Source organism: Bacillus cereus group sp. BfR-BA-01360 (assembly GCF_022663595.1).
Classification (GTDB): domain Bacteria; phylum Bacillota; class Bacilli; order Bacillales; family Bacillaceae_G; genus Bacillus_A; species Bacillus_A cytotoxicus.
Map to the genome: position 1 here is coordinate 36766 of NZ_JAKUFV010000020.1, position 20348 is coordinate 57113.

Below are 20348 nucleotides of genomic sequence, written 5' to 3' on the forward strand. Positions count from 1 at the left end.
CTGGGTTATTTTAATGGAAAAACACTTTCTGAAACCACTATAAAATAAAGCATTACAAAGCACATCTAATTTAGTTAACTTGCAACTCAGATATAAATAAAACCAATCACAAAAAGAATCTACAAATTTGTAGATTCTTTTATCCCTTCGCTCAAAAATATATCCTCTATTTATTACTAATAATTTTTGATAGTTCATTATTTGCTTCGTCGGAAATATTATCTGATAATCGAGCTATTTTTCTAATTTTATACTTCACAACATCTTCATTATTATTGATTAGCTTCTCTACAGCCCAATAAATTCTTCGTATTTGAAACTGTTCTACAGACTCCACATTTAATTTTAAAAATTCTGCTGTTAACGGACAATTTTTTAATGTATACGCTCCTATATCACGAGATAATTCTCTCCTGATGCTATGTTTAGTAACTTTAATTGGGTAACCATTATAGTTTTTAATTTTGTTAATTACCTCTTGAACTTCAATCAACAAATTTTTATCTATTTCCGCCCAATTATTTCTCTTAGCGATGCTTCTTTCTATATAAATTGTGTTTTCATATAACCAATCACGATCGTATCTATATAAAAAGGTATATACTCCTCCAGCAAAAGACCTGATCTTATTCACCGTAAAATCAGGATATCTTTCTCGATATCTTAACCACTCTCTTCTATACTTTTCAACTTTTTCAGCAGAAGGTTTACCACTAAGTTTTCTTTTTTTATTCTGAATATAAATCAAATATCTTTTTTGCATTAATGTTATAACACTCTCATCTAAACAAAAAAGATCCTCTTGTTTTAAATTCCCGTTAGCCAATAATTCAAAATAATCAACCCACCTTTGTTCTATATCTATAATTTGATGAACAATAAATTGTTTTTGATTATTATACTCTTTTAATAAACAAGAAAATTTAAATCCACATTTACATTCAAATATACCTATACAGTTCCCCCGCTGATCCATACTTAAATTGACCGTATCAATTGTACTGTTTAAATAATGTCTAGCAAATGGATTTAAACAAGGATATGGTCCCTTACCAAACGAGGAATATTCCTGGTCATTATATTGGTTTATGGTATCTATTTTCTCTCCTAAAAAAATAATAATTAATGCATGTTGCACAGGAGAAAAGGTTTGTCTCCCCCGCTTCAAAATACTAATTACCCAATTACTTCTTTTATTTGAATTGAAGGTCAAATTTAATAACTCCAATAAACTTTGACCATAGTAATTAGTAAAATCACGATACAGTTTTTTAATATTAACAACCTTTCCTTTCATATATCCTTTTCTAAATAAAACATAACGATATATATCAGAAATAGTATCAGGATTAATATTATAATCACTACTTGCCATTTTTTTTAATTCTTCTGCTATCATCACTAGCTTATATTTTGTTTCATCAGAAAAGACAATACCCTTTCTACTAATAGGACAGTTTTCTAAAGTCGCAGCCTCTATTTCTCGAAAACCTTTCTTTCTTCCCCTATTACTCCAAGAAACATCACTGTCACAGAGAGTTTCATTATGTTTCAAACACACCTGTACACCAAATATTTGATGCTGTAAGCGCCAATATGTTTCACCATAGTTTTCTATATCTTCTCTTGTACAATGTGGGCAATACTTAAAATAAACATTGTGTTTTATCCCCACTACACGATTCATTTCATTCTCTTCACCATTTAACATAACTTCCTTTAAAGAATCTTTAGTTTTAATTCCTTTAAAATTCGTATAATAGAAATAAAAAGTATGTTTAGCTATCAACTCTTCTATGGAAGGTATATTAAAAATTTTGATTCTCTCGTACAGTATATTTAATTTTCTAACAACGTGAGAATAAACTCTTACATTATCCATACCATATAGATCTCTAATCGTTTTTATAGCCTCAACATTACCAGAGTATCGATGATATCGAGCAAGAATACTATAAAACAATTCACCTTCATATATTCTTGGAAAAAAAGGTATCATATAAATCCCCTTTAAGACTTTTTTTATTTATACCTGCTTTACGTAATACTTTCCATTCCCGTACTTCTTCTCCCTGCGCTATACTTTCTTTGATTGCCCATTTAATTTTTCTAGTTTGGAAATCATGAATTGATTCTACAAACTGCGAGATATAAGCTCTTGTTTTAGGTAATTTATCCATATGTTTTTCCAACAAAGGTTTCTTTTCTATTCTTTTTCCTATACTCCCTATACTAATACGAATAAATTTCTCATTAGTTAATAGGGACTTTATAGCTTCCTTAACTTCAGCTAAAGTTTCATTATCCCTAGCTTTCCAATTAATTCTTTCTTCAGTTTTTTTTCGACTGCCCTTAACAGGTGAATTCAAGCTTAACCACTCTTTATCACCTCTGTATAAACTCATATAAAGTGCAGGATTTTTCTTTCTAAGCTCTGTTTTTGAGAGAAGTGGATACTCTTTGGCTAGCGCCAACCACCTTTCCTTATATTGATTCAAAGATACAGTCCTTGTAGCTTTTAATTGAGAAATATCTTGTTGTTTGGAATATTTACTAATCGTATTAATATTAACTTTTAGTAATTTAGCACAATCTCCATAACTAAGTTTATCAACTAAAATATATTGTTCTAATTTCGATTTCCATATATCCCCGAATGCTTTGATACGTCCAATTTTCATTTTGTCTGCCGTTTTCATATCTGGTCCCCTACGCGAATATATAAACCCACATTCACATTCAAACGTACCAATGGGGTCTCTTGTCTTGGAACATCTTGAAATCCTTATTTTTGTAATTACTGGTTTAAGATAATGACTCGCTGCTGGGTTTAAACACAAATAAGGTCCCTTGCCAAAGGGATAGTAACATGTATCTTTTTTCTCGTTTATACTACCCACAGATTCCCCCATAAAATAGATAAATAATATATGCCTAACTGGATGAAATGATTTTCTATGTTTTCTAGTTATCGCCTTTAACCAGCAACTTTCATCTGACTTCACCATAGACTGCATCAGCGAAAGTATATTTTCCCCAAAAAAAGATATAAAATCTCTTGCTAATTTACTCTGTTTAATTGTACCTCTAATTGATACATAGCCTTTTTTTCGTAATAAATGATGATAGATGTTCTGTAACTCTTTAAGATCATATAAATAATCTTCTGTTACTAATTTATAACTTTCCCTCGTAATTTGCGTGAGTATTTCGATTTCTTGATGAGAAAATTTGTATTGCCTATTATTAGAAACACTCTTACAAACTTCTCTGGTTGCTGCAACAATTGTTAAATTAGCTTGTCGAAAACGAGCAAAACTATTTTGAAGCAAGATATTATGTTTCAAACAAATAAAAACACTCGGTAGTTGATGATACGTACGCCAATATGATTCACCATAATGATTTAAATCTTCTTGTAAACATTGGGGACAAAAACGAAAATATGTTGGTTCTTTTACTGAACCTGCAATTTGTCCTACTAAACTGTGTAAATTTCCGTTTCTGTAATTTCCTAACATTTCGTTTTTAACTTTATTTTTTATACCTTCATCTATAAAGTTAGTATAGTAATGAAATAATGTATGTTTCTCAATCCATTGGTATATGTCTAGTTCCATAAAATACTTAAGTCTCCCCTGCAAGACTTCTAAACCAGATGGAAGATCTGGAATAATATACGCTCTTGCATCGCCATATAAATCTCGAGTAGTACTCTTAAAGTCACTATTACAAGAACGGATGTGATACCTAGCCATAGCACTATAAAGCAATTCATCCTCATATAAATATGGAAAGAAGGTTAACATTATCTTTAACCCCTATAATACAATTCTTCTAAAGGGTTTTTAATATATCCCTTAATATTTAATGCCTCATATGCAGCCATTTTTTTCTTTTTACCATTATTAATAATGCATTGTAGTTTATTTTCATCTATTTCTACATTATTCTTACTTTTGTTATTTAAATTTCTTTTTTTCTCGATATAATTCAATGCTTCTTTCATTAAATCTGCAATTGTTAAATCAAAGGATTTATTTAATACATATTTGGCAGCTGTTTCTGCCTCCTGTTCATTTAAATCTAAATTAATAAGCAAAAGAATTAACTTTTCTAATTTTGTTATTTCTTTCTCTTGACGTTCTTGTTCAATTTTTTCTTTTTTAGCTTTTATTTTAGCCTTCATATCAATTACTGGCATTTTATTCAGCATATACTCTCTAATATCTAGGGAAACGATATCTTCATACTTTGCTATTTCTGTTTCAACACCAGATTTCAGAGCCTTTAGCATTGGTTGTACGAGCTTTAGGTCTTCCTTAACAACCTTTTTGATTAATTCCGGTGAGAGTTTTTCTACTCCTGTTTCAATGGCTCTTCCTTGTGCTAGTATAAACAACTTTATAGCTATATCTGTGATACCTTGACTTTCTTCATAGATTAAATTTAATAGGGTTTGATTAAGTTCCACATATTCTTTCGTCCATTGATAATCCCACATACTTGTAATCAAAACTTCCCAATCCTCTTTATTGCTGATTTGTTCCCACACCATATCTCCTTGTCCACTTCCTCGACGCGCCTGTCTAAAATCTTTTTGTAGAAGAGTTCTTGCTCTCATAGTTCCAATTAACATAACTGGAATACCAATCTCATTAATGAGGGTTACAAAAAAGTTCATCATTTTCTCAGAGGCATCCCCCTTTGTTGCTAAAAGGTGTTGAATTTCATCAATAATTAGTGCACCAACGCAATGTAGTCTCGAAATTTGTCCCATTCTAGTTACCATTGAGCTAACAGAATTAGAGGATTTTCCATACTTCTCAAAATACTTGGTCCCAATCAGTTGATCTATCTTCTCAAAAAAACTCTGACATAATGATTTTAGCGATCCATCATGTGGACAATTTAGTTTTAACCAAACAATTTGAATTGTACTAAGCGGGTATTGATGAACTATAAGTTGAGGATACAATGAAAGTATTCTCTCTATAGCTGTCGATTTCCCAATACCAGAAAAGCCCATCAATGTAAAACTCGATGCTGTAGCTCGTATATCTGCGGGCACCCCTACCTTTTCCTTTTTTACTAACTTATTATGTAATTCATTTAAAACTTGTACATGTTGTTTTTGAAAAGGGTTTCGATTGACATATCCATAACGTAAAAAACGAGAAAATCTTCTTTCTAAATCTAACGTTTGTCCAATTGGTTGAAAAAAACGGGTTAATCGTAACAAGGCGTGGTAACGATGATGTTCAGATAAGTTTTTTTCTTTTTCATGATACTCAGGAAAAAAACTAAGTTGATCAAATGCTTCTTCATAGGAGAGTATAGGAGGTAAAACTTCAATTAAAGGGTTTTCTTGATATTCAACTAACTTTTGTTCTTCATAATGAGCAAGTAAGGCATATGCTCCATTTTCTAATTGAATCATTTCAGGGCTCTTGCTCATTTCTTCCCTCCTCTACGCTTATTAAACAAATCCTTAACTGAATGACGATCATATTTATTATCTTGTTTTTCTTCTACTGGAATTACACCTTTCATATTGTCTAATTTAAAAGCTTCTTCTTTTCTTCTTATTTCTTTTTCAAGTTTAGTATGTTCTTTTATCTTCTTTATTTTTTTTGATTTACTAATATTCACTGTTTGTTGCTCATCTGCTTCTTTGATTGCTTCATTGACAATAGATTCTATACTATCAAAAAGATTAATTTCATTTTGTAATAAAACATGCTCTTCCTCCTTGAATTTTTCACTTTCCACTTTATGCAGCTGTTCAACTTCCTCAATTGATTTATCTTTATACCTTTCTTGATGTTCTAGTAGATTGCACGTTTCAAATATTTTTTCATCCTTTGTATGAATATAAATCTGATTCATATCGCGGGGATCAAAAGAAATATCTACCTTCCAACTTTTCTTTGTTCTAGCAATAGCAAACCATGAATTTTGTAATGCTGTTTCACAACTATATAACATTTTTTGAAATCGGATTCCCTTTGCCGTTACCGTGGCACTCCCTCTAGGCATTAAATAAAACTTCATAATATCAGGTTGCACAATCCGTAACTTTCCGGCACGATTTTTAATACCCCATTTCCATAATTCAATAGGAGTTGGTTTTACATTATCCATTACCATGTCCGAATCTCGTAAATAGTCTTTCATATAGAAATTCTTGTTGTAATGTAAAATAAAGCGAATGATAATTTTTATATATTGCTCTATATTTAATTTCGCTTGTAAGCGTGGATCTTTAGCTCCTCTCTTTCCCCAATCTTTTGCTACATAACCAGGTAAAAAAGGACGTATCTTTTCCTGTGATATATCAAACAATTTCTCCACAATTCCTTTCCAATCTGGACGATAAGCTGGATTGTTCTCCACTGTAACATTAAGACCTTGTATTAAGTGATTAACATTAAACCCTTCTAGTTCTCCTCGATCTCCTAAAATAACCTCAGGTAAATGAGCTGCCGGCCAATAATCTTCTGTAATATGAATGCCATATTTCTCACAAAATTCCTTCTTATTTGTAGTCGCATTAAGGAGTGCCATCATCATCCCCACCCAAGATGGACTTTCTAACCCTACATAAAATCCCGCTATTAAATGGGTATATACATCTGTAACATAATAAACCGTCGGTCTCTCTAAAATCCAATCTGAATTATACCTAGATACTATATATACATTAGCTTTTGTAGCATCAATCTGATATCTAGAACCTGGCCCAAATACTTCAAAAGATGAAGATCCTAAAACCGCTCTATGATCTCGCTCAAATTTTTTCCTCCCATGCTTTGATGAAATAACTTCTTCTATCCCATATCTCTTATTAAACCAATAACGAAATTGTCGAAGCGTAGGAATGTTATTTTCTTCCTCGATAACGGTATAACTTATCCCATCTTCATAGTAAGTATCTACTTGAAAGTAGTTCTTAATCATCATCTTATAAGTATGTGTTAATGAATTGTCCGGATTTACAAAATAATAATTTTGTACAGCCTTTTCAAATAATTCCTGGATTTCTGGCGTCACATTAATACCTATACTATTTCTCATTCTTGGTCTACCAGTCTTATTCTCCCCCCAATTTTTTTCAGTTCCCTTATTGCCACAATTTTTATAATCCGGAACTAACGCATCTTTCACTTTTCCACGTTGCCAATATCTCTTTAAATACTTATAAATTGTCTTATTAGATATACCTTGTTGTTCTATTAATTCCTTGATTAATTTTCCCCTTTCTGTCCTCTTATAAATTTCAGGTTCCCTTTTAACTAATTTTTTAATTGCATTCCACGCTTTATCTCTAATCAAAATTTCCTTTTCGCTCAACTCTTCATAATCTATAACTGAAATAAGATTAGGTGTTACTGCTTTGGAATATCTTCCACTCTTGAAGCCATCCAAAAGAATATTCATTCTTTCTCCAAAAGGCAAAGCTTTCTCGTTATATATATCAATTAAATATGCAATTACACTTCCATCATCAATCCAAAGTATCCTATATACTTTTGAACTATCCATATCCTGAAATACTTCATTTACTGATAGCATGATCACAGATTTCATACTCTCCTTTCCCAAAAAATATATCCCCAATATTCAGACTTCTTAAATTAATTCTCTTTGTTAATATATCTACAAATAAATATTTTCTAGCTAATAAGTGCTTAAAATATACTATAGCTTGTCCGTTGTCCAAATTATATTGATCATCAAATTGATTAAAAGTATCAATTAAAGTAGTATTAGATGTAGTTTTCAAAAGGTATTTAAGAAAAAGCTTAATAAAATTTATATCCTTTATATCTTCTACATAGTAAGACTTATGAAGCCAAGAAATGTTACCTGCCATCTCTGTAGAAATATCTTTTTCCGTTACAATACCCCAATCTATATTTTTCCTTTCCCAATATTCCCTTTCAATCTCAAATTTTTCAATTACCCTTTTATCTTCTAATTCCTTGCTTGATTTTACTGTTCTGGCTATATGCTTAGTTTCTTTCCCCTTACGAACTGTCAATAAAAAATCTGTAGTCATTACAATTAATGTTTTATGCTTTGAATCAATAGGATGCAATATACCCTTTTCCACAGCAATTTGATATGTAAGCTCTCGGTTTAAAGGATATTGTTCTCTTATATCAATAATGTTATCTGACCACTCCAAAATAAAAAAATAATTTCTTTCTAAATTTGAAAGAAATTCATGTTGTCTACTTGTTTTCCATCCCCTAGGACGTGTTTCATTACCATTGGAAGATATGTTTTGTATTGTTATCCAAGGTTTATAGTTACTTAGTTCTCCATGTCCACGCCCCTCCTTTATATATTGTTCTATTTTCTTTTCTGTCCACTCACTTTTCCTCTTTGCCATCTTCTCCATCCTCCTTTAAGATGCTCTAACCTCCTAACCATGGGGATGTTTTGAGAAACTAATAGTCTAGATAAAAAGATCCCCTCTACATATAAATAAATGTTTTCATGTTCCCTTATAATACTAATAAAACTTATTAACATTATAAAAAAGGGATGATTTCACATCTAACTTCTCTCTAAATTCTCTATATTCCTCCATGTTTTCATTTAAATACTCAATACCTTCATAATTTAAAATACCATTATTATATTCTAGCTTTACTGCTTGTTTTCTTTGATTCCAATTCGTTATTTTAATCAATTGATTATCCGTTAAATCATAAAGGTGCACATTTCCACCATCACTGAAAGTGCCAAAACCAATAATAAGAGCAAGGTATGAGTCATTAATCCATATCGCCTCTTTAGGCATATATCCTTCATCTATATCGCTTATTAATTGAAGATTATTGCCACATCTTAAGTCAAACAGATATAATTTGGTAATGCTTTCCCATTCATAAGGTGATAAATATATAGCTTTTAATCCATCTGGTGACATATTTGGTTTTGAGGAAATACTATCATTTAGTAACTTTTCCTCACCATAATCTGTAATTAATTCTATACGATTATCTGAACGCCTATATTTTAATTGATACATACCTTCCTCCTGCTCTCGCTCAACATTAAATCAAACATCAACTTTTGAAAACCTGCGATCGTCTTTGTATTTTGTTCATCTATACTTAATCCATGGCTACCCCTTTTATAGTAAAGAAACATTATATTTTTATGGTAATTCATAATATATTTGTAAGTACTATCTACAAATCCATTGTATCATGATACAATATTGCAGACTATAGTCTACCAAGAAAGGACGTTATTATGTATTTTAGTAAATTACCTATAGAGTTATTCGATTTAAATGCAGATGCAGAAACACTTCATTCTCTTTTACACAAATATTTTGATAAAACAATAAATAAAGGTACCAAAATACAATTCCAAGACCATGAAAACCAAAGCTATTTTTGTATACCTTCACCTGTCTTCATGGAAGAACTAATAGGAAATATAACCGGTATTGATTTAATTATTTATGCGTATTTGTGCAAAGATGCATACCTCAATAAAACTGGAAAAGTTAAAGTAGATATCTCTACTATCTCTAAAAAAACCACTATTAAGAAAACTGTAATTCGAAACTCTATTAACAAATTAAATCATGTGGATTTAATTGTTAAGGATTCCAAAGATACATACTATGTTATAGAAGAATTATTTTATTATTTCACAGATAATGACTTTAAAGAATTTATCGAAGTAGTTAGCCACTCAATACCTCACTAAAGAAAACGGCCATAATTTAGTTATTACTAAATTATGGCCGTTTTCTTTATACTTATCCCCTAAATACTAGCTATACATTACAAATAATTGCAGACTATAGTCTGTAGTTAAAAGAAGATTACTCTCTCAAAATTATCTTATAAATATAAGGAGAGTGATTTCTTGAGAATCGAAGAAGCCTTTGGAATTACCCTGCAAAAATATCGTCATGACACCAACATAAGTCAAGAACAGCTCGCACTCAACTCTAGTTTAGATAGAACGTATATCAGTCTTCTTGAACGTGGTAAAAGAAAACCCACAATCAACACTATATTTGCATTAGCTAAAACTCTTGATATCAAACCTTCCGTTTTAATTCAAGAAGTAGAATTTTTAGTTTCAAAATCCAAGAAGTAATACCGCTTTATTAAAATTAAGCATTAAATAATTATAGAAAATATACAATTCAAGAAATTATTTTAGATTAAATAACAAGCAAAAGAAATAGCATCATGATATTTCTTCTTTTGCTTGTTGTGTAAAAAATTCCTGCCTAATGAAAAAATATAGCAAATTAATTATTAATTCGCTATTATATTTCTGTTGCTTCAATTAAAACCACCTTATCTCCATAACTTAATTATAAGTATCGATACAGCACTTTTGTTTATAAAACAAATTAAAAACAGATACCTTCCATAAGATATCCGTTTTTTAAAAGTAATATTTATTCAAAGTATAATAAGATATACTTTCATTTATTATTTTACTTCATAATTCCACTCACTTGCTAATTCTTCAGAAATATTAAGCGCATGAAATACGTCTTTGAGTATTCCCTCCATAAAAACCTTATCCCTTAAAAAAAACAAACCATACTTTTCTTTTCCTGCACAAATTTTATTAAATAAATAAAATATATATTTAGGTTCCCTGTGTTGAATGCATTCTTTTAAATCAACAATATTAAAATCATTAGTTTCTACTTGCTTTTTAAACTGAAAGGGAAGCTTATTTTGTAAAGCATATTTCCTTTGTGCGTATAATAATATCGCCAATTTATGGCAACAATAATCGAAAGTATTAGTATTAAAATTTGGTAAAATTTCAACTTTTGATTGTTTTTTATCTCTAATATATGGATTATTTTCACCTTGTTGCGATCCACCACACACCAATGTAGAAAATACCTCTTTAAATAATTCTACATCATGAAATACTGTAACCATCATCTTCATTAAAAAGCCCGTGCATTGATAATGAGATAATTCTATGGTTTTCAAATTAGCTTGAAGTAAATTATATATAGTAGCTTTTACTTGATTCATATGCGATGCTGCATTCAAGTTGTTTCCTATCGATATTCCTTTTATTACTTTCGTTTGAGGGTGAACTAAATAACCTCGAATTCCCCTTATCATTGAGTACGAGGTGCTGCTTAAATCCATAACAGAATTATTCATAACACTTTTTAATACTAAGGATTTATAAATCTTTAATGAAGTATCGTTATCAGACACCAATTCAGCGCTAGACACTTCTTCTAATACCTGTAATATGACGCTTACACGTTCAGGTTGATTTTCTATAGTGTATAATACTAATTCATGCAATGTGGTTAAATAGATTTCTTTTAATTCATCATCATCTTTCTTATATGGCTTTAGATGCAAAAGCCCTTTAACTGCTCGCTCTAAATCCGTTAAACGGTTACACTTCATTATCGTGATAATAAGTTCTATATGGCATCTTATTAATAATGCATAAACATTTTTAAAGGCTTTCTTATCTTTTTTATTTAACATTTCAAATACTGGTTGAGACAAAAAATTGACTTCTTTAGTTTCGGGTCCAATCACTAATGACTGAAGTACTTTTAACCATTCTTCAAAATGTTGAGAATATAATTCATAAATATTTTTTTCATAGCTCAAAGCTAAGAACTGATAAAAACTTTCAATATAATTTTCTAGTTGCTTATAATTAACTAGATTCCCAAACGATAGTGCATTTAAATAAATTAAACTTTTAATATCAGAAAGCATTTCTTTAGTTGCTTCTTTTAAATTTAGTCCCTTAAAGAAGCGATTCATCTCTCCAATAATCATAAATAATGATAACATTACTAAGATAACAAACATTAACAAACGTAAAGATGTTTCATGATTATAGATTATGTTATCAATACCTTTAGGTAACATATTTAAGGATAGCCATCCATAAATTAGTGTAAAAAAAACAAAGGCTATATGAACAAAGAACCATTTATTTTTACTAAGGGTATTAATACTAATTGCATTCGCTTTTCTTTCTCTAAAAGAAAAAGTATATAACGTTATCATTAAAGTGATAATACCCGCTAATAGTCCGTTACATGCGACTAATAAATTTCTGATTAACGAACCATGCTTTATTAATACCTCTCTCAAACTCAACATTTCTAATACTTCGCTAAATACAGCATGTAAGACACTTACTTGAGGTACAATAAAAAACAAAAATCCTATACATATAAAAAAGCCAATTAACACCAGAACTATTAATACAGGCATAGGTATTTTCTTTAACTTTGCAATATATTCGGAATATCTTAATGATTTTGTAGCCATTTTTCCTAAATCATGTAGGTAATTATCTTTTAAATATGTATTTTCTTGGTTAACTCTTTCAACTTCATATTTCTTTAAATATTTTTGATATGTGTCAAAAAAATTGAAATAAATTTGATATTGTTTATAAACAAATATCATTACATAAAAAAAACAAGATATAGCAATCAAACCTAATACAGTTCCCATAAACCCTCTCCTTATATACAAAAAAGGAGACTTTTAAGGTCTCCTCTAATTATTTTTAGAATAGAATTCTGTCATTGCATCTGTAGAAATGACATTTGCACAAGGCTCATCTTCATGATATCCTTTTCTCACATCTAACCAGGGTTTCTCACTGTGTGTTAATGCTTCTAATGTTTTACCATCCAGATGACCATATGCCTCCCACACAGTTTCTAAAACTTCTAACTCATACTCCTCAAACCCCTGATTATATGGAAATGGTAATGGCGGAATTTCATCATAACCATATCCTCTGTAGTCATAATATAACTCTCTACAGACAGGTCCATGTACCCATGCCTCAATTTCTTCATTAAATAGTCTTCTATCTGGATAAATAGTAACAAACCATGCCTGTGCGTAATACACCAATTTTTGTAACTTCAGATGGGTAATGGCATAATCAGTATTTTCTATTGAGCGACTTAGGAAAAAATTCGCAACATCAAACACTGTATTTCTCTCCATACCATTTTTCCCCCTTTTTAATTCTTAATTACATATTACACCTTTTTCTACCAAAAGTCATCTAACTTTCAACAAGAATTATATCAGAATATATTAATTTAAATTCAGCAAATATTTATATCCAGAATTTCTTCAATTTACTTCCTCATAATAAAGTCGGCAGCTATACCCTACCATACAAAATAGATCCATGTTTAATAAAGGAACGCCTCAGTACTATCTAATTTAAAATAATGCTAATGTCCAGGCTATTGAGTTTTTTACTACAATATCGATAAGATAACACCTCCTCCAATCATAAATCCCTCTACTACTTAATCTTGATAAATAATAAAAAACGATACAAATTGTTTTGTACCGCTTTTGAGTTTTTTTACTTTTAAACATTTTGCAACAGTGAATCTGGTCGAAATTCTTCTTGATCTAATATTTCTATAGGTTCAATTAGAATTCGTTGTTTCCCTTTTCTCCCCATATATTCAATCTTTGTAGCACCATAGGTATGGATAAGATAAGTTATTATTTGCTTATGCTCCTGTTCACTACATTCACCACTACATCCTAATTGCGTACATAAAGGATATGCCCTTTTCCTCGTTCCCCCATGATAAGCAAATAACTCTCTTTTTTCTTCTTCATCTTGATATGGAAAAAATCCCCTTAAATACGACACATCTTTCCAATTACTGTATAGTTCATCGTATATTACCTTATAAGCATCGGTTACTTCTCTCTTTATAGAACCTGTTATTCCTTCCTTTTCCATGAGATTCTTTAAAAATTCTCTTTGGTCTTTATTTACTCTATTTTTTGTTGTCTTCACTTCATTTTCCTTATAGATTTCTTCTGCTGTCTTACTAGCTACTTTAAAATCTAAATATTGGCTAAGCTTTTCTTTCTCTTCAATATCTCTATATGGAAAACCCTTCATTGTTTGAGGAATAGGAAGTTTCTCCATAGCTAAACTAATACAGACTTCTTTAAATACAAGCTCTGTAGTTCCATTGAGAATAATTTTGAAATTAGCATCTTTACATACCTTTTCTAAGAATAACTTTTGATCTTTTTTTATCTTCTTAGGTTCATACATTTTCACTTTTTTCAATTTTGTATGTTTTCTCTTCTGTGTTTTAGCTAATAATTTACGGTTAGGACGGCTTAATAAATTTCCAATATCTAATGCTTCTCTGTTATATGGTTTATATTCAGCTTCTGCTCCTTTTTCTAACTTTTTAATATAAAAAGATTCTACCTCTTCCCAGGATCTAGTCAGTACATACCCTTGTTCTTCTAATAACTCTCTCACATCCTTACCATACCCTTGAGATGTATAAATACGCTCATCAAGTATTGTAACAATTCCATAATCCTCAATACTTCTAATTAAGCGCCCTACCGCTTGATCTAACTTATTTATCATCATTGGATAACTAACTTTTTTAAACCTATCTTCCTTTTTAATTCCCATACTCATTAACTCTATAATAGGATCATTAAAAGCTGGAAATGGTAACTTATTTATAATAACTGATGTTAAAGAATTTCCTGCTATTGAAAACCCAGAGAAAAAACTACCGGATCCAACTAACACACTCTCTTCTAATTCTTTAAAACGTTTAGTTAAATTTTCAACTCCACTTTCTCCTTGTTTGTATAATGGAACGTTAGAAGTCGCTAATTCTACTTTGATTCCATTATAAAATTCATCCATATGGTCCTTGGAGGTATTTAAAAGAAGCGTGCGTCCCCCTGTCAACCTCAGTAATTTACGAATCTCTTCTAATGCATTTTCTATGAACTCATCTTTATTAGGATTACCTAATTTCTTAGGTATGTAAATAAGTGCTTGATTCTTATAATCAAATGGACTATTTAAAACTTTTGTTACCGCTTCTCCACTTTTAATATTCCACTGATTTTTAATATAAGAAAAATCTTTATTCACCGTAAGGGTACCCGACATAAATATAATTTTATTGGAATTCTTAATATAATCTAACATCTGTCGGAATACCTCTTTATAATTATTTTCTATGACATGAAATTCACCATCTTCTAAGCTTATCCAAGATGTATACTTCTCCTTCTGTAAAAATCTATGGAGAATACCAGACAATTCATCCAGTATTTCAGCCCTTCGGTACTTTGCCTCAAATAGATTTTCATTTAAGATTTTTTGTAGCGTCTTTAAAATAGAAAAAACAAAGTCTGTTAACAAGTAGCGCCCCGCATCTGACTTCTTATTATATTCTTTGTTCCTTTTTACCCATGCTCTTAATCTATCTACAGCTTTTTTCCACTTATAATTATCTCGCTCTATATATTTTTCAAGATTCCTCAAATAAGACAGAGTAAAGGTTTTTTCTAAACGACCAATAAATGTTTCCAAAAAATCGTGAGCTTCATCAATTATCACTAACCCCATATCAGTTTTTAGTACTGGCTCATAAATACTATCCATATCCATTGCATTTAAAAACGAATTAATTAGTTGATCATGATTAGTTATAACTACATCATTTTCAATTGCTTTAAATCTTCTCCGATGTATAATCGTCGGACATACCATTGAAAATTGACAAGCCCTACAATTAGACTTATTAGATAACTCAACTCTTTTCCATTTTTCATCCTCTATGTTAAAGCCATGTTCCTCTTCTAATTCGCTCCTTTGCCCCGTCTTACTTAATCGAAAAAACTTTTCCAAAACATGTTGATCTGCACGCGAAAATAATTCATTTTCTCTTTTTTGACTTGAATTCTTCATCCTAAAATGACAATAATAATGTGATTTTCCCTTTGCAACAATTGGGTTATTTACTAACCCCAGTTTACGTAATAGTGGAATTTCACTCCTCATTAGCTGTCCTTGTAAGTTAATAGTGGCAGTAGCATACATAATACCCCTTTTATCAAATGTATTATATTTCCGATCTACCAAGACTGGAACTAATGCTCCTAATGACTTCCCTGTCCCTACTGGTGCCTCAATAATCATTACTTTCTTACTAGACTCCAAAAATTCTCCAATATCTAGTGCCATTTGTATCTGAGATGCCCTGATAACATTAGTATCATAGTGTTTCAACAGCTTTTCTTCAAATATTTCTAAAATTACATCTGCTTTAGAATTCATCTACTGCCCCTCTATTCATCTAACTTATAATACATAATTGCTCATTTATATAAATTCTTCTTATTTAACTATTCTTTCTTACACTTTAGCTCCTTATATTTCATACAATATCTTCCTAATCCAAAGAGTAATTATACCACCACACAAAAACAAACACAATATATAGAATTTGTATAGAGTCACCAAAACTATATATTGTATACCCTGTGAAGCTGCATATGAATATATAAAATAAAAAGCATAACATCAAAATGTTATGCTTTTCCCTATATTTTAAAATTAGCTATTTTTATACAATTCATAATCCTCTTCCAAACAATCTTACAAAAATATTTATTATTCAGGAAAGAGCTTTATTCTTCTATTCCACTCTACTACTGAATTATACTTCTTCATTTTCTTATTTTCTCCAACACTATTTCGTTATTGAGGTTTTGAATAAGCTAACGCTTTGCTGCGATCGTCTGTCCACCTACTACTAATATTTCTAAGTTTACAGGTTTTATATGCATCTACACCCAATATTTTTTCTGTTTTTTTTAGATTTTCTAGAGTTACGCTATTACCTGACTCACCATGATTTAACCATCCCCAAAAGTATATTTTTTCAGATTCTTCAACATCTTTTCTATATTCAGCCACCTCGTGTGGTTGTGGGTAATTATTTTTATTTACCGTTATAGGTATTCTTCGGTTAAACTCTTCGAAGAAATAGCTAGATTTAAAAGGGGTATCTGGATTATATTCTAGACCTAATACGTCACATAGTTCATTATATTTTTCACCTAGATAAGTATTAATATTAAAGCCAGAAGTTACATCTAATTCAAAATAAAAGTTTTTTAGTTTTGCTCCAAACATTAATTTAAAAGGTGTCTCATCAATAAAAAAGAAAACATCAAAAGTTACTTTATTGAAAGTAAAATCAAATCTACATCTCTTTATTTCTTGTTTTTTCATCTCTCCATATAAATTTACAAGACCATCTAATTTCATTACTTTACCTCCTATTCCTTTTCTTCTATTTTATCACTTAAGTTATTAGAATTCCCTGTTAAATTTACAAAAAAAAACATTTTTATGAATTTTCAAACTTTATATGCTTTATACCATCCTTTTATGTATTATATAATTGTGGCAAACTTGCATTGAAATAATTTTTATTCTTTGAAAGGGTGCATATTATGAGCAAAACTATAGAACAAGACAATCATTTTTATTTAGCTACTTCTAGATCAAAACAAACTAACCTTTACCGCCATCGTATTAAATCGGAATTAATTAACGCATGTATTGAAAGTGGAGAAATTAATGGTACAAGGATCACTGGATATACACTACATAGTCCTTTTTACAATTTTACAAGGTATTATTTAACATCAATTATTAAATTTGCTCTTCAAATTCACAGACGATTAGGATATGAAGAAACCTTCTATATGCCGGTTCATCATAAACATACACAAACCCCTAAAATTTTTGAAGAAACCTTGTCTTTGGCAAATTCTATTTCAGATCAAATGTTTTTTGAAGCTGTTACTGAAATGAAAAAGATATATGAACATACACAATATATGCTAAAAAGATGTAATTTGATAAAGGAAGGTGGGTTTGTAGAAGTATATCGTGTCTTAAATACAATTGAGCTAGTACAGGTTTTACGTCAATTTGAAATAGGTCATTTAGATGATCCAGAATATCAATTTAACTTTGAAACTAACATTTTACTCTCTGGAGAACATTCACATAAAAACTTAGATATAACATACGGAAGTAGTAGACATCCAATAAAAATATGTTTTAAGATTCCTGCTGAAAACATACTCATGCACCCAGATTTTATTTTAACTAAATATGGAAAGAAAAATCCTTATGCAAGTAGTCTGCAGTATGAAAATGAAGTTTTATTTTTTAACAAAGACCCAAAAGGACAATTAAATTTTAAAACAAAAGATATATACCGCATAGATAATGAGATTTGTAAGCAATACATCAGTGAACTCAATACAAATAGAGATAAATGGGATAGAATAAAAACACGATATGGTAATCATTCATTTTATATAAATGATGCTACTTATTATCTAATGTTAGATGCAAAGTTTCTATTATTTAATAATCAATTAGATAGGATAATGAACAAATTAACACCAAGGTTACAGAAAAAGGTGATAAACGAATTAAACAAATAAAAAATGAGAAAAAGCATGACATAAAATTGCCATGCTTTTTCTCATTTAATCTAACTAGTAGCTTCATTTCTAAATGTATAACTTTCTTGTGCTTTGAATAACCTTGTTGTAAACTGTACAACTTTCTTGTGATGTGTATAACTTTCTTGTCACTTCACAACAACAAACACTAACTCTCCAATCCCTTACTCAACAGTAACAGATTTAGCTAAGTTACGCGGCTTATCAACGTCACACTCGCGGTGAAGTGCTGCGTAGTATGAGATCAGTTGTAATGGAACTACGGCTACAAGTGGTGCTAGTGCTTCGTGTACAGCTGGTAGTACGAAGCTGTCGCCTTCCATTTCTAAGCCTTTCATAGAGATGATGCATGGGTTTGCACCGCGCGCTACTACTTCTTTTACGTTACCACGAATTCCTAGGTTTACGTGCTCTTGTGTAGCAAGTGCGATAACTGGTGTACCTTTTTCAATTAACGCAATTGTACCATGCTTTAACTCTCCTCCAGCAAATCCTTCAGCTTGGATGTAAGAGATTTCTTTTAGCTTTAACGCCCCTTCTAAACCTACATAGAAGTCTACGCTACGTCCGATAAAGAAACAGTTGCGTGTTGTTGCTAGGAATTGTTTTGCCAGTGCATCCATTTCTTCTTTTTGATCACAAAGTACTTCCATTGCATTTGCTACAAGTCCTAATTCGTGTGTTAAGTCAAAATCAAGAACTTCACCTTTTGCTTTTGCAATGTCAGCTGCTAAGATTGCAAGTACGGCAAGTTGTGCTGTATATGCTTTTGTAGAAGCAACTGCGATTTCAGGCCCCGCATATAAAGGAAGCGTGTAATCAGCTTCACGAGAAAGTGTTGAACCTGGTACATTTGTGATTGTTAATGCTTTATGACCCATTTCATTTGTTTGCACAAGTACGGCACGGCTATCTGCTGTTTCACCACTTTGTGAAATGTAAATGAAGAAAGGTTTTTCTGTTAATAGTGGCATATTATACGAGAATTCACTTGCGACATGCACTTCTACAGGTACTTTTGCAAATTTCTCAATAAATTGCTTTCCAACAAGACCTGCATGGTAACTTGTGCCACATGCAATGATATAAATGCGATCGCTCGCTAAAATCGCACTGCGAATCTCTTCATCTAATTCAATCTCGCCATTTTCATCTTGATACTTTTGAATAATATTACGGATTACAAGTGGTTGCTCATCAATTTCTTTCAGCATGAAGTGAGGATATGTTCCTTTTTCAATATCACTTGCATCTAATTCCGCTGTAAATGGTGCACGTTCAATCGTTTCACCTTGTAAGTTTTTAATTGTAATGCTTTCTTTTGTTACGATTACGACTTCTTTATCCATTAATTCGATAAATTGATCTGTAACTTGTAACATCGCCATTGCATCGCTCGCAACAACTTTAAAGTTGTCGCCAACACCTACTAATAGCGGGCTTTTGTTTTTAGCAACATAAATCATGTTTGGATTTTCAGCATCAAGTAAACCAATTGCATAAGAACCATGTAAAAGAGATAAAACTTTACGGAACGCCTCTTCTACATTTAAACCTGTATTTACTTGTTGTTCGATAAGTTGAACGATAACTTCTGTATCTGTTTCACTTACAAACGTTACATCTTGTAAATATTCGTTCTTCACTAATTCATAGTTTTCAATTACACCATTATGAACTAGCGTAAAGCGTTTTGATGTACTTTGATGCGGATGCGCATTTACTTTACTTGGAACACCATGTGTTGCCCAACGTGTATGACCGATTCCCACGCTTGTTGCTACATTTTCATCTACGATTTCACGAAGTTTTGCAATACGACCTTTTTCTTTGTACACAACAACACCGTTCTCTGTCTGTACTGCAATACCTGCTGAATCATATCCACGGTATTCTAGCTTCTCTAAACCTTTTAATAAAATTTCCTTTGCATCTTTCTCTCCAATAAATCCTACAATTCCACACATGTTTAAGTCG

Annotated in this window: 14 protein-coding genes; 3 read left to right on the forward strand and 11 right to left on the reverse strand. The window is 30.9% G+C overall.

The genetic code is table 11. The annotated features are described in order from the left end of the window. Window positions 1-166: 166 nt before the first annotated feature. The 6 genes from MR056_RS16560 to MR056_RS16585 all read right to left on the reverse strand — a co-directional run bounded on the left by MR056_RS16560 (window position 167) and on the right by MR056_RS16585 (window position 9043). A complete protein-coding gene (locus MR056_RS16560) occupies window positions 167-1999 on the reverse strand; it encodes a TnsD family Tn7-like transposition protein (protein ID WP_086692628.1) in 1833 nt (610 codons plus the stop codon). Beyond that, a complete protein-coding gene (locus MR056_RS16565; RefSeq protein WP_086692630.1) occupies window positions 1971-3809 on the reverse strand; it encodes a TnsD family Tn7-like transposition protein in 1839 nt (612 codons plus the stop codon). The genes MR056_RS16560 and MR056_RS16565 overlap by 29 nt, the downstream gene beginning before the upstream one ends. Window positions 3810-3814: 5 nt before the next feature. Beyond that, on the reverse strand, window positions 3815-5458 hold the full coding sequence (locus MR056_RS16570) for an ATP-binding protein (protein ID WP_086692632.1): 1644 nt from the start codon (window positions 5456-5458) through the stop codon (window positions 3815-3817). Then, on the reverse strand, window positions 5455-7590 hold the full coding sequence (locus MR056_RS16575; RefSeq protein WP_086692634.1) for a Mu transposase C-terminal domain-containing protein: 2136 nt from the start codon (window positions 7588-7590) through the stop codon (window positions 5455-5457). Before MR056_RS16575 ends, MR056_RS16570 begins: the two co-directional genes overlap by 4 nt. After that, window positions 7559-8398 (reverse strand): TnsA endonuclease N-terminal domain-containing protein, encoded by an 840-nt coding sequence (locus MR056_RS16580; RefSeq protein ID WP_086692636.1) that lies wholly within the window; start codon window positions 8396-8398, stop codon window positions 7559-7561. The genes MR056_RS16575 and MR056_RS16580 overlap by 32 nt, the downstream gene beginning before the upstream one ends. 123 nt (window positions 8399-8521) lie before the next feature. After that, window positions 8522-9043: a hypothetical protein gene (locus MR056_RS16585; RefSeq protein ID WP_086692638.1), complete on the reverse strand. Its 522-nt coding sequence runs from the start codon at window positions 9041-9043 to the stop codon at window positions 8522-8524. 227 nt (window positions 9044-9270) lie between these two features. On the opposite strand from MR056_RS16585, the gene MR056_RS16590 reads away from it, so the two are divergent. Continuing rightward, complete coding sequence (locus MR056_RS16590; RefSeq protein WP_086692640.1) at window positions 9271-9735, forward strand: helix-turn-helix domain-containing protein; 465 nt, start codon at window positions 9271-9273, stop codon at window positions 9733-9735. Window positions 9736-9897: 162 nt separating this feature from the next. After that, window positions 9898-10134: a helix-turn-helix domain-containing protein gene (locus tag MR056_RS16595; protein ID WP_086692642.1), complete on the forward strand. Its 237-nt coding sequence runs from the start codon at window positions 9898-9900 to the stop codon at window positions 10132-10134. A gap of 344 nt (window positions 10135-10478) precedes the next feature. Here the strand turns inward: MR056_RS16595 and MR056_RS16600 are convergent, their stop codons facing one another. From MR056_RS16600 to MR056_RS16615, 4 genes are all read right to left on the reverse strand, one after another. After that, a complete protein-coding gene (locus MR056_RS16600) occupies window positions 10479-12515 on the reverse strand; it encodes a hypothetical protein (protein ID WP_242136589.1) in 2037 nt (678 codons plus the stop codon). Between the two features lie 45 nt (window positions 12516-12560). Next, window positions 12561-13022: a Panacea domain-containing protein gene (locus tag MR056_RS16605; protein ID WP_086692646.1), complete on the reverse strand. Its 462-nt coding sequence runs from the start codon at window positions 13020-13022 to the stop codon at window positions 12561-12563. A gap of 379 nt (window positions 13023-13401) precedes the next feature. Beyond that, window positions 13402-16158, reverse strand: a complete 2757-nt coding sequence (locus tag MR056_RS16610; RefSeq protein ID WP_086692648.1) for an ATP-dependent DNA helicase — start codon at window positions 16156-16158, stop codon at window positions 13402-13404. A gap of 423 nt (window positions 16159-16581) precedes the next feature. After that, window positions 16582-17154 (reverse strand): DUF6037 family protein, encoded by a 573-nt coding sequence (locus MR056_RS16615; protein ID WP_086692650.1) that lies wholly within the window; start codon window positions 17152-17154, stop codon window positions 16582-16584. Window positions 17155-17342: 188 nt separating this feature from the next. Here MR056_RS16615 and MR056_RS16620 point away from each other — a divergent pair, with 188 nt between their 5' ends. Next, the gene (locus MR056_RS16620) at window positions 17343-18350 is read left to right on the forward strand and encodes a hypothetical protein (protein WP_086692652.1); all 1008 of its coding nucleotides are present in this window, start codon (window positions 17343-17345) and stop codon (window positions 18348-18350) included. 185 nt (window positions 18351-18535) lie between these two features. Here the strand turns inward: MR056_RS16620 and glmS are convergent, their stop codons facing one another. Beyond that, complete coding sequence (gene glmS, locus MR056_RS16625) at window positions 18536-20338, reverse strand: glutamine--fructose-6-phosphate transaminase (isomerizing) (RefSeq protein WP_041809361.1); 1803 nt, start codon at window positions 20336-20338, stop codon at window positions 18536-18538. Window positions 20339-20348 lie beyond the last annotated feature (10 nt).